Here is a 12,020-nt window from a genome sequence, read left to right as displayed (position 1 = left end):
GTTCAGATTCTGCCCTGCCCCCCCAACAGGGTGACGAAAAAACCGTCATTCTGTTGCGTGCAAGAGTGCAGCCAGAGTAAGCTCGGACGCAATAAAAAGAGTCGAACGCTACTTTTTTTCCTGTGCAGGCAAAAGATGCCGGCCAGAAAGTGGAAAAGCAGTTCAACCCGCGGAAGGTCACATCACGACAAACCCGTTCAGGCGAGGTATCGCAGATGGCGAAGTACCAGTTTTTCACCATGCCGGACTCCAACCGGCAGCACTACACCTTTATCGACATGGCCTCCCCCACCTTTCTGCCAGAAAAAGAGGCACTGTTGGCACAGGGATTCGAAGTCGAGGAGGATTTTATCGATTCACGGAGTCCGCAAGAGGCGGTGGAGAAGTACCGCTCCAACTTCCTCTACGTGGCCGATGAAATAGGCAAATCAGACAGCAGCTACGCCTTTGCCGTCGTACTGATGGAGATGGGCAAGAGAGTGTTTGGCCGCAACACAGGCCATTAATTGTTAAAAAGGGCTGACCATCGCGACCACAGACGCGATGGTCACTGGTTTAGCAACAGGCCAGCTGGCGGAGCATCTCGATAAGCTCCTCTTCGCTGCTCGGCTCATAAGCAAGCTGCAGACACGGGGCTGCGCCCCCCATCAGCATGTAAACATTGGTGCTGCAGTGGTCGTAGTGATACCACTTACCATTGATGCAGACATCGGTATAGCACCTCGGATCCCTTTCCAGTTCCATATTCACATCCTTTTGTTACATCTCCACAACATCATTTCTGACCGTAAGACAACCGACGACCGGGCATCTTGATACAGATCAAGATGTGTAGCGACTGCCTATCAAGAAACCGAAAGGATGCAGGCAACAGCTTGAATCATGATAAGTAATGACTCTGTTTTAGAGCTGTTAAGCTTCCCGTCAGTCATGACAGCAACAATGGAATATATCGGCTGTTTAACCGACATACTGGGTAAACGGGATAAAAACAGGATGACTTGATGGCGAGTCCACATATAGACCTCAACCTTTTTCGGATCTTCGATCGCGTCATGACCGAAAAAGGGGTATCAACAGCAGCCAGCAGCCTGGATATGACTCCTGCGGCGATAAGCCAGGCCATTCGCCGCCTTAGCGACCAGATTGGCGAGCCACTATTTTTACGGGAAGGACGCGGGATAACACCAACCAGCCGGGCCCTCGCCCTGCACAGGGAGATCCGCACAGCCCTCAATACCATGGAGCGCTCCCTGCAACTCAATCAGGAGTTTGATCCCGGCACCAGTCAGCGCGTCTTTCGCATCGCCAGCCATCCGGATCTGGATCTGCTCCTGCTACCCAGACTCCTTGCCCATCTCGCCGCAACAGCACCTCACTGCCACGTCGAATCAGTCCCTAGGCTCTATGAGGAGCATCTTCGCCAGCAAGCCCTTCGCCAGCACAATATCGACCTGATACTGGCCAGCACTGCATTGGAAGAGAGCGGCTTTTTGAGCCAGCCACTGCTGAATCTGGAACTCAGAGTGGTGTGCCGTGCTGCACATCCCCGCATTGAACATCAGCTCGACTTCGAGACCTTCTTTGCCGAAGAACACGTGGTGTGGGACGTGAGACGCAAAGATGACTGGGTGATCCGCAGCCTGACCAGCAAGAACTTGCCACCACGCAAAATCGCCTATGAAAGCAACGCGCTGCTGACAGCACTCTCTCTGGTCAGTCAGACTGACTGGCTCTGTGTCACCAGCCAATGGCATCTGGCCATGATGCGCCAGCCACTTGCCCTCAAGGACTTTCCTCTCCCCTGGGACTCAACCCCCTGCCCCGTCTACATCAACTGGCATCAGAGTGCAAAACGAGACCCCGCACTCAGCTGGCTTATTCAACAGTTACAACTTCTCACCACAGCTGAACCCAATCGCAATGGTTTAACGCCTGCTTAACGATTGATTATTGCGAACTGCAATGACCGGGGATGCTGAACAAGTTACGCTAACTGCGTGTAAAAAGTGATGCATCCTCTCTTTCTTATATAAAGATGATTGTCAGATGCCACACTATTAATTGATGTCGTATCAACATCATCGATTAATCACATTTCTGATGACACTCATTCACCAACCAAAATAAAAACACCATAACATGATGAAAAAAATACTCCTGCCCCTATGCATAGGTGTGGCTATGCCTGCCATCGCCAAATCATCAGACAATTCCGCACCATTACAGGATATGTCTGACCCACTTGCGGTATATAGCCAATGGGGAAGCGGCATTAGCGACGATGGTCTCAATCTGAAATTCGGCAACCAATATGACAGCGGTAGCCAAAAAAAACGGGCTATGAATATCATCGAGGCAAAAGGGGTCATGGGCGAAGGCTTGGGTTGGTCCGATCACCAAAATCGTGACAACTCCCTCGACAGCCTGCGGCTACGTAATTTCACCATCAATACCGAGAGTGGCCTAGGCACCCAGCTGGATATTATCTACAACTTTGATGAAAGTTATCTGGCCGAACAGAACGCCTCTGTCTCCTATAGCCTGATTAAAGCACTGCCGTCCTGGGGTCCGCTTCAGCTATATCCTCTGGCTGGAATTGGTGCCAATATATCAATGAATCAATATATTGATAGTAATCGTAAACAGATCGATGCCGGTTATACCATTCCTGGCACTTTTTATCTCGTCGGCATGTATAGCAAACTGACTCTTAATGAAAAGTGGTGGTTAAATTACAACCCTATGTTTGCCAATACCCTTTCAGGCTCCGAATTTTATAAAGAGAACGCCTTTGGTGATGGCGAAAGCGCCGCGCTGTATCACGAAATAGCACTCTCCTATCAATATTCAGGTCGACTTAACTTCAGAACTTTCATCAACTGGAACAATATTGCCGGAATTGAGGAGGCAGCCTATCGACTGGAGTTCAATTACCAGTTTTGACACACCTTGCCAATTATGCCAGGCAATTTCAAATACGGCAGGCTGCAATCTCCTGACTACACTTAGCGCTGCCGCCCAACACCACTACCTCTGGAGTAATTCTGATGAAACCAAGGTTTTCAGCACCCACGGTCGTCACTCTCTTGCTGTCCGGCGCCCTGCTTCTGCAGCCCGCCTGGGCAGTCATCAATCCCAAACCAGCTAGCGAATTTACCATCAAGGCGAACCAAGGTGTGCTGCATACCCTGCCGTTCAATGACAAGCAGGATTTCGAGGATGCCCAACGCGGATTCATTGCCAAACCCGATACCCTGACCATCAAGGATGACAAGGGCAACGTGGTGTGGGATCTGGAGCAGTACAAGACCTACATCGGGCTCGACAAGGCATCCCCTGACACCGTCAATCCAAGCCTGTGGCGCAACGCCCAGCTCAACATGCAGTACGGCTTGTTCAAGGTCACCGACAAGATTTACCAAATTCGCGGCTTTGACCTATCCAACATCACATTTATCGAGGGTGACAAGGGGTGGATCGTCTTCGACCCGCTGATCTCGCCGCAAACGGCCAAAGCGGCACTGGCATTTATCAACAAGACGCTGGGCGAGCGTCCTGTCACCGCCGTAGTCTATAGCCACTCTCACGTAGATCACTACGGTGGTGCCGCGGGCCTGTTCAAGTCACCTGATGAGGCGAAGAAGAATGGCGTCGAAATCATCGCCCCTGAAGGATTTACCGAACATGCGGTATCGGAAAACGTCATTGCCGGCAACGCCATGGCTCGCCGCGCCGTCTACATGTATGGCGCCCTGCTGCCGCGCAACCCGCAGGGCGGCGTCAATGGCGGTCTGGGACAAACCACTTCCACTGGTGTCCCTTCACTGCTGTTGCCAACCCGCTTTATCACCAAAACCGGTGAAGCGCTGACGGTCGATGGCGTCAGGATGGTCTTCCAGATGACCCCAGGCACCGAGGCTCCCGCCGAGATGAATACCTGGTTCCCGGATAGCAAGGCTCTCTGGATGGCAGAAAATACCACCAATACCATGCACAATATTCTTACCCTGCGTGGTGCTCAGGTGCGCGATGCGCTGAAATGGTCGAGCTTTCTCAATGAAACCATCGAAACCTGGGGGGCACAGGCCAATGTCAAATTCCAGAGTCACCACTGGCCACGCTGGGGCAATGCCAACATAGTCGACTACTTCAAAAAGCAGCGTGACCTCTACAAATACATCCATGACCAGTCGGTACGCCTGATGAACATGGGCTACACCGGTGAGGAGATCTCCGAGCAGATCACCCTGCCGCCCGAGCTTAACAACTTCTGGCCTAACCGCGGTTACTACGGCACCCTGCGCCACAACAGCCGCGCCGTCTATCAGCGCTATATGGGCTGGTACTCCGGCAACCCCTCCGATCTCGACAACCTGCCCCCAGAAATGGTCGGCCCCAAATATATCGAGTTCATGGGGGGCGAGCAGGAGGTACTGAAAAAGGCCAAGGCCTCATTCGACAAGGGGGAATATCGTTGGGTCGCGGAAGTGCTCAAGCATCTGGTGTTTGCCAACCCGAACAACACAGAGGGCAAGCTGCTGCTGGCAGATGCACTGGAGCAGCTGGGCTATCAGGCTGAATCCGGCCCGTGGCGCTCTGTCTATCTGCAAGGGGCTTATGAGCTACGCAATGGCGTGCCTACTGCTGGTGGCACCGTCACGGCATCGCCGGATACCATCCGGGCCATGACACCCAGCATGCTGTTTGACTATCTGTCGGTGCGCATTAACCCCGAGAAAGCGGCGGGCAAGAAGATGGTCATCAACATGGCATTCACCGATATCGGGGAGAAACATACCCTGAGTCTGGAGAACTCGGTGCTCAACCACACTACCCGCTATGCCGCCAAGCCTGATGTCACCATTACCCTGAGCAAGAAGACGCTGGATGATATCCAGCTCGGTCAGGGCACCATGGAGCAGAAGATCGCCAGCGGCGAGATCAAGATCCAGGGTGATCAGCAGAAGTTCAGTGACTTCGTCACGCTGCTCGACAAGTTCAACTTCTGGTTCAACATAGTGACGCCATGATGCAACGCACCTTGCGCGCATGCATGGTCCTGCTCTGCCTCATCCCCGGGATGGGGCAGAGCTGTGGTTATGATGCCCTCTACCCCAACCCGTTCGAACAGAGCTGGCCCGGCACGGTCAATATCGCCATGGCCACAGCGACTGCGGTGAGCCGTGAGCAGCTGCCCCCCTTGACAGCCCTGACAGGCGAAGCCGGCTTCTCCCGTAGCCAGGCATGGCTCCAAACCCTCAAAAGTCGACTCCAGCAGGCAGGGGTAGGCGGCGGGATCTCCATCCTGCTTATCGACTCAGGACTCTGGTCAAGAGTACGAGGCAAGGAGTCTCTACTGCTCCAGTTGCACACCAGCGGCCCAAACCCCAAAGACCGGGTGATGCTGCTGAGTGAAGCCGCCATCAACGCCATGCTGAATGGGTCGCTCACCATCGAGCAGGGACTGCAATTGGGTGTTGTGGAGCTGCAAAGAGACGACAACCAGCAGTTGCAGCGGGATCTGCACAAGGCGCTGAGCTCGCAGACCTGACCGCTACAGGAGGAACAGATAGAACAAAGGGAGGCATTTGCCTCCCTTTTCTTTCAAGCCATCACGGCGCAACTCTGAGCTGTGATTATTCGTCTTCCAGATAGGCGTAGCCTTGCAGACCCAGCTCCAGCTCGTCGAGCAGGGCTTTGCGGGTTGCGTCGTCCAGCGCCGGGTGGGAGGCGATCCGCTGATAGTTCTCGCGAATGACGGACGGGTCGATGTTGACGTAACGCAGCAGCTGGTCGACGGTGTCGCCGCGCACCACGTTGCGAATGTCCATCTTGCCCTCTTCGTCCAGCCACACTTCCGCGCAGTGGGTATCACCGAACAGGTTGTGCAGGTCGCCCAGGATCTCCTGATAGGCACCGACCAGGAAGAAGCCGACATGGCACTCTTCGTTTTCGCCGTAAACCGGCATCGGCAGGGTGCTCTCGACCCCCAGACCGTCGACATAGTGCTCGACCTGACCGTCGGAGTCACAGGTAATATCCATCAGGATGCCGCGACGGCTGAGCGGACGCTCGAGGCCAGAGAGCGGCATTACCGGGAACACCTGACCGATACCCCAGGCATCCGGCAGGGACTGGAACAGGGAGAAGTTGGCAAAGCACTTGTCGGCCAGCTTCTCGGAGAGCTCGTCAGCCAGCGCACGGTGGTTGCGGTTGACCGGATTGAGCAGCTCTTTCAGCGCCAGACAGGTGTTCTGGTGCAGCATCTCGGCCCATGCACGTTGCTCCAAGTTCAGCAGACCCATGGTGTACTGGGTATTCACGTCCCCAAGGTCGGCTACCGAGTCGTGGAAGATCTCCAGCAGGGAGGGATCTTCACCGCTCAGATCCTGCCACCCTTTCCACATGTTCTGCAGAATGGTCGGCGCATCTTCGCCCGGTGCGCTGATGTCGTTCATCTCCACCCCTTCGGCACCAATGATGTTGGTGACCAGTACGGCGTGGTGAGCGGTCAGGGCACGGCCGGACTCGCTGATGATGGTCGGGTGCGGCAGGTCGAACTCGCGGCAGACATCGCCGATACCCCATACCACGTTGTTGGCGTACTCGGAGAGGCTGTAGTTGGCAGAGCAGTGGCTCTGGGAACGGGTTCCCTCGTAGTCCACGCCCAAACCGCCACCGACGTCAACGACTTCGATGTTGGCACCGAGGCGACGCAGTTCAGCGTAGAAACGGCCGCACTCGCGAATACCGCCCTGAATGTCGCGGATGTTGGCGATCTGGGAGCCCAGATGGAAGTGCAGCAGCTGCAGGCAATCCAGCTTGCCGACACTGCGCAGACGCTCGATCAGCGCCAGGATCTGGGAGGCGGAGAGACCGAATTTGGACATGGAGCCGCCGCTCGATTCCCACATGCCGGAGCCGGTGGAAGCGAGCTTGGCGCGCACGCCGATATTGGGCTTGATGTTGAGACGAGCTGACTCGTCCAGCACCATCTCCAGCTCGGAGGGCTTCTCTACCACGATGTAGACCTTGTGGCCCATCAGGTTGCCGAGCAGAGCGTGGCGGATATATTCGCGGTCTTTGTAACCGTTGCAGACGATCACCGAGCCTTGCTCATGGTGATGGGAAAGCACGGCCAGCAGTTCCGGTTTGGAACCAGCTTCCAGGCCAAGCCGGGGCTTGTCGCTGTAGGACTGGCTGATGGTCTCGATGACACGACGCTGCTGGTTTACCTTGATCGGGTAAACGCAGAGGTAGTCCCCTTCATAGCCTGACTTTTCGATGGCCTGACCGAAGGCATTGAACAGCGCATCGACCCGGCTCTTGAGGATGTCGGGGAAGCGCAGCAGCACGGGGGTAGTCAGCCCGGATTGACGCAACTGTTCGATAGCGTCAGAAAGCACGATCTGTGCGTCAGGGCGTGACTTGTCGGGAGCAACGGTCACATGACCGGCGTCATTGATATTGAAAAAACCCGCACCCCAGTAGGGAACGTTGTAGACCTTCAAGGAGTCCTTGCTGGACCAGTTAGTCATGGGCTATGCCTCGCAAATGAGCGACGGGAAGTCGCCTTCGTTACCCTCAATCACATCCAGACCATCTGGTGCAAAGCGGTGTTGTGCTTTGCACATCGCGGCAAGCCAGAGGCTGCCTGGTGGATCTTGGGAAGTAACGAGTCTTGATGTGGGGCTGGTGGCTTTACATCAAGCTCAACGGTATGCGGTGCTACTTTACGTTGCGCCGCGGTACTTTGATGACAAACAACATCAGCCACGTCGTCCGTTCATCATTCGGCAGCCATCACGACAGCAGGAGAGGGTTCCAAGGAAGAGAAGCGAAGGCGCCAGCACGCATGCGTGTTGATAGACGACAACAACCACAGCCCAGCTCATATCCAGTGACCGCCCATGACAAGGGAAGATGATGAGCCGTTGGCCCACTCGGTCAAAAGAAAGATGAGTGTCTGTTGTTCTCCCTGATACCGGAGCCTAACCGGTATTAAAGAAACCATTCCCCAGCAGTGTCTGTCGTTTCTGCGTGCCTCGCCCTATAGGCGTATGATCCTTCCGGTTTCTGGCGGCTCAGCCTGCTTCAGGGTTACCTTCGGATCGGCGCGGAGTGTACACACTTACCGCGGGCGGTGACAATAAAAAATAGTGCTCAAAATCCTCTTTTAATAAGCCACTCAAATCTTGCTGGCGGGCAGGCGGGGGCTGGGATAGCGCATGATCGGCTGACCCTGTTATGCGCGATGAAAAGAGTCGCTTTTCCCCCTCCAAAGAGGCAGCCCTTGTGATGCGGGACTTGCAGGCCAAACACCCCCTTGCAGACCATGATTAAAAATCCCCGAAGTGACGACTTTTATGCGCAATAAACCGGCAGCGGCTCTGCTTGTTCCCGCTGGTAGGACCAAGACAAAAAATGGGAAAAACCTGCGCTGACGCAATGAGTGGTGGGGCCGGAATGGCGCAAAATGAGCGTTCACAACCGGAGGCTGATTAATGGATACCCTGCTTGAGCGTTTTTTGCGTTACGTGACTTTTCATACCCGCTCTGACGAGACCAATCCCGCCTGCCCGAGCAGCGAGGGACAACTGATCTTCGCCCGCGCCTTGCAAGAAGAGATGGAAGCGCTGGGGCTGACCCAAGTCACCCTGGATGAGCACGGCTACCTCACCGGCTGCCTGCCGGGCAACCAGCCGGATGCTCCCGCCATCGGCCTTATCGCCCACATGGACACCGCCGATTACGAAGCGGAGCACGTGGTGCCGCAGATCATCGAGAACTATCAGGGCGGCGATATCTGTCTTGGCAAGGGTGACGAGGTGCTCGCCATCCGTGACTACCGCTTCCTGAAAAACTATCTGGGGCAGGACCTCATCACCACCAACGGTACAACCCTGCTTGGCGCCGACGACAAGGCGGGTATCGCCGAGATCCTCTCCGCCATCGACCATCTGCAGGCACACCCCGAGCTCCCGCGCGGCGATGTCTGGGTCGGCTTTACCCCGGACGAAGAGATTGGCCGTGGCGCCAACCTGTTCCCGCTGGACCGATTCCCGGCCAAGTGGGCCTACACCGTGGATGGCGGTGAGCTGGGCGAGCTGGAGTTCGAGAACTTCAACGCGGCCAGCGCCAACATCCGCTTCGTCGGCAACAACGTCCACCCCGGCACCGCCAAGGGGAGCATGATCAACAGCCAGACCCTGGCCGCCCGCTTCCACGCCGCCATGCCAGCCGAAGAGACCCCGGAATGTACCGAAGGGTACGAGGGCTTCTTCCATCTGGCCCAGATGAGCGGCACCGTGGAGGAAAGCAGCCTGCACTACATCATCCGCGACTTTGACGACCAGCGTTTCGCCGAGCGCAAGGCGTTAATGGAGAGCCGGGTGGCCGCCATGCGGGCCGAGCATCCCAAGGCACGCATCGAGCTGACCCTGACCGACAGCTATCGCAACATGCGCAGCCAGATCGAGCCGCACATGCATATCGTCGAGCTGGCCCGCGCCGCCATGGAGGCCGCCGACGTAGTGCCCAAAATCAAGCCCATTCGCGGTGGTACCGATGGCGCCCGCCTCTCCTTTATGGGTCTGCCCTGCCCCAACATCTTTACCGGTGGTCACAACTTCCACGGCAAGCACGAGTTCATCCCGCTGCAATCCATGGAAAAAGCAGTCGCCACCCTGGTCGAGCTGGTGCGTCTCACCTCGGCCTGGCGCGGCTAAAGCGGCCATCGTTGCCACCACACCACAAAAGATGACGACAAGAGGGGGAGCCGGTTAACCGGCTCCCCCTCTTTGCCATCAAACTGTCATCCCATCGACATCTACCGGGAACAGTAACCCGCCATGCTGGGGGCAAAGGATCGCCGGAGCCCCCAGATGTTCACTATCGATACCCTGCTTGCCCAGCACTTCCCGCGCCTCAATGGCCATCCCCGACTTGCCAGCCTCGGCAAACGAGCCCTTGGCTGGCTGCTCAACGAACCCGCCTTTAACGACTTTGCCAAGCGCCATCCCCATTTACGCGGCCTCGACTTTGTCGAACAGGTGCTGGCAGAGCTGGCGGTAGATTGCCGGGTGAACGAGGCGCAGCTTGAGCACATTCCCGCCAGCGGCCGGGTCATTATCGTTGCCAACCACCCCATCGGCTCCATCGACGGACTGGCATTGCTGCGCCTGCTCGGCCGCATCCGCCCCGATGTGAAAGTCGTTGCCAACCGCTTGCTGGCCCAGCTCGCGCCGCTGCGTCCCCTGCTGCTGCCGGTAGACAACATGGAGGGCAAGACCGACCGACAGGCCATTCTGGCCATGGGGGAGCATCTTGCCAGAGAGGGAGCGCTGGTGATCTTCCCCGCCGGCGAAGTGTCGCGCCTCGGCCCCGGTGGAATAAAGGATGGCCCCTGGCAGAGCGGTTTTATCAAGCTGGCCAAGCGTACCGCCACCCCGCTGGTACCCATCCATGTGGGAGGACGCAACAGCGCCGCCTTCTATCTCGCCTCCTGGCTCAACAAACCCGCCTCGGCCCTGCTGCTGGTGCGTCAGCTGTTTCGCCAGCAGGGGCAGACCCTGCCGGTGACCATAGGGGCGCGCATTCCGGTCACCGGCTTTCAGGAGCTGCCGGCCAAGAGCGCGGCAAAACTGGTTCGCAGCCACCTCTACCGGATTGGCCGCGGCAAGCCGGGACGACTGCAGACCGAAGCCCCCATCGCCCTGCCGGAGGATCGTCGCCAGCTCAAACAGGCCATCGAAAGCTGCGAGCAGCTCGGCACCACCCCGGATGGACAGGGGATCTACCTCTACCGCCGCCATGAACTGAGCCATTCGGTGATCCTGCGCGAGCTGGGACGGCTGCGGGAAATAGCCTTTCGCGCGGTGGGGGAAGGGTCCGGCAAGCGGCGGGACCTCGACCCCTTCGATGATGACTACCACCACCTTATCCTCTGGGATCCTGCCCGGCTCGACATCATCGGTGCCTACCGCTTCGCGCCGGTGGCCGAGCTGCTGGCCAGCAAGGGGCTGGGTGGCCTCTACAGTCACACCCTGTTTGGCTTTGAAGAGAAGCTACTGCCGCGGCTGGAGCTTGCCATCGAGCTTGGCCGCAGCTTTATCCAGCCCGCCTACTGGGGCAAACGGGGGCTTGATTATCTCTGGTTCGGCATCGGCGCCTATCTGGCCCGCTATCCTCGCTACCGCTATCTGTTTGGCCCGGTGTCGCTCTCCGGCAGCCTGCCGCCAGCGGCCAAGGATCTGCTGGTGAGCTTCTACCGCCAGCACTTTGCCCCCGAGCTGGCGCTCGCCCCCTCCCGCCGCCCCTATCCCGCCACGCCACCCCTATTCACGGGGCTCGACTACGGCGCCGACCTCAAGGAGCTCAAGGAGCGTCTCGGCAATCTGGGCTGCGCTATACCCACCCTCTACAAGCAATATTCCGAGCTGTGCGAACCGGGCGGCGTCCAGTTCATGGACTTTGGCATCGACCCCGACTTCAACCACTGCATAGACGGGCTGGTGTGGGTCGATGTCAGCCGCATCAAGCCCCACAAACAGGCACGCTATATCGGCCCCCTTGCCAGCACGGTGACCGGCGAATAGTCGGAGTTGACGGGTCACAAGGGAAAAAAGAGAGGGAGGCCAGCGCCTCCCTCTCTCATCTTGTACGGCAATCCGCTTTACTCGGCAGCAGGTTTGCGATCCGAGTGACCCAGATCCCTATCGGGGGCAATGACATCGCGCACCCGCTGTTTGATCTCCTTGGCCTCGGGGAAGCCCTCGTCGGCGACCCGATCCCACACCAGCACACCGGCCACCAGAATGCGGAACTCCCCCTTGCTGGCTGGCACCAGCGCCACCTCGCCCAGCTCGCTGTCGAAGGTGGAGAGCAACTCCTGCGCCAGCCAGGCGGCGCGCAGCATCCAGCGGCAGAGGGTGCAGTAGCGGATCTCGATCCGCGGTTTACCTGGGGAAAGGGTCATGTCGCTCATGCTGTTACTCCATCAAAGGCTCGAAAAGGAG

At 57.4% G+C, this 12,020-nt stretch carries 10 protein-coding genes; 7 read left to right on the top strand and 3 right to left on the bottom strand.

Features of this window, described 5'->3' with window-relative positions; translation table 11 throughout:
- Positions 1 to 215: 215 nt before the first annotated feature.
- On the top strand, positions 216 to 506 hold the full coding sequence (locus tag LG31_RS0113730) for a hypothetical protein (RefSeq protein WP_033115046.1): 291 nt from the start codon (positions 216 to 218) through the stop codon (positions 504 to 506).
- 49 nt (positions 507 to 555) lie between these two features.
- Here the strand turns inward: LG31_RS0113730 and LG31_RS0113725 are convergent, their stop codons facing one another.
- Positions 556 to 744, bottom strand: a complete 189-nt coding sequence (locus LG31_RS0113725) for a hypothetical protein (RefSeq protein ID WP_033115019.1) — start codon at positions 742 to 744, stop codon at positions 556 to 558.
- Between the two features lie 260 nt (positions 745 to 1,004).
- On the opposite strand from LG31_RS0113725, the gene LG31_RS0113720 reads away from it, so the two are divergent.
- The 4 genes from LG31_RS0113720 (at position 1,005) to LG31_RS0113705 (ending at position 5,554) form a co-directional block, all read left to right on the top strand.
- A complete protein-coding gene (locus tag LG31_RS0113720) occupies positions 1,005 to 1,943 on the top strand; it encodes a LysR substrate-binding domain-containing protein (protein WP_050513465.1) in 939 nt (312 codons plus the stop codon).
- A gap of 241 nt (positions 1,944 to 2,184) precedes the next feature.
- Positions 2,185 to 2,946: a hypothetical protein gene (locus LG31_RS0113715; protein WP_202963007.1), complete on the top strand. Its 762-nt coding sequence runs from the start codon at positions 2,185 to 2,187 to the stop codon at positions 2,944 to 2,946.
- Between the two features lie 104 nt (positions 2,947 to 3,050).
- Complete coding sequence (locus LG31_RS0113710) at positions 3,051 to 5,033, top strand: alkyl/aryl-sulfatase (RefSeq protein WP_033115018.1); 1,983 nt, start codon at positions 3,051 to 3,053, stop codon at positions 5,031 to 5,033.
- Positions 5,030 to 5,554, top strand: a complete 525-nt coding sequence (locus tag LG31_RS0113705; RefSeq protein ID WP_033115017.1) for a hypothetical protein — start codon at positions 5,030 to 5,032, stop codon at positions 5,552 to 5,554. Before LG31_RS0113710 ends, LG31_RS0113705 begins: the two co-directional genes overlap by 4 nt.
- Positions 5,555 to 5,639: 85 nt before the next feature.
- Here the strand turns inward: LG31_RS0113705 and speA are convergent, their stop codons facing one another.
- The gene (gene speA / locus LG31_RS0113700) at positions 5,640 to 7,541 is read right to left on the bottom strand and encodes a biosynthetic arginine decarboxylase (RefSeq protein ID WP_033115016.1); all 1,902 of its coding nucleotides are present in this window, start codon (positions 7,539 to 7,541) and stop codon (positions 5,640 to 5,642) included.
- A 966-nt stretch (positions 7,542 to 8,507) separates the two neighbouring features.
- Here speA and pepT point away from each other — a divergent pair.
- Both pepT and olsF read left to right on the top strand, forming a co-directional pair.
- Positions 8,508 to 9,731 (top strand): peptidase T, encoded by a 1,224-nt coding sequence (gene pepT, locus LG31_RS0113695; protein ID WP_033115015.1) that lies wholly within the window; start codon positions 8,508 to 8,510, stop codon positions 9,729 to 9,731.
- A 156-nt stretch (positions 9,732 to 9,887) separates the two neighbouring features.
- Positions 9,888 to 11,600: a bifunctional ornithine lipid synthase OlsF gene (gene olsF, locus LG31_RS0113690; protein WP_033115014.1), complete on the top strand. Its 1,713-nt coding sequence runs from the start codon at positions 9,888 to 9,890 to the stop codon at positions 11,598 to 11,600.
- A 77-nt stretch (positions 11,601 to 11,677) separates the two neighbouring features.
- Here olsF and LG31_RS0113685 read toward each other — a convergent pair whose 3' ends face one another.
- Positions 11,678 to 11,989 (bottom strand): Rdx family protein, encoded by a 312-nt coding sequence (locus LG31_RS0113685; RefSeq protein ID WP_033115013.1) that lies wholly within the window; start codon positions 11,987 to 11,989, stop codon positions 11,678 to 11,680.
- Positions 11,990 to 12,020 lie beyond the last annotated feature (31 nt).

The organism is Aeromonas lacus, from assembly GCF_000764665.1.
Classification (GTDB): Bacteria; Pseudomonadota; Gammaproteobacteria; order Enterobacterales; family Aeromonadaceae; genus Aeromonas; species Aeromonas lacus.
The sequence above is the reverse complement of the archived record's forward strand: the minus strand, read 5'-3'. Positions and strand labels throughout refer to the sequence as shown.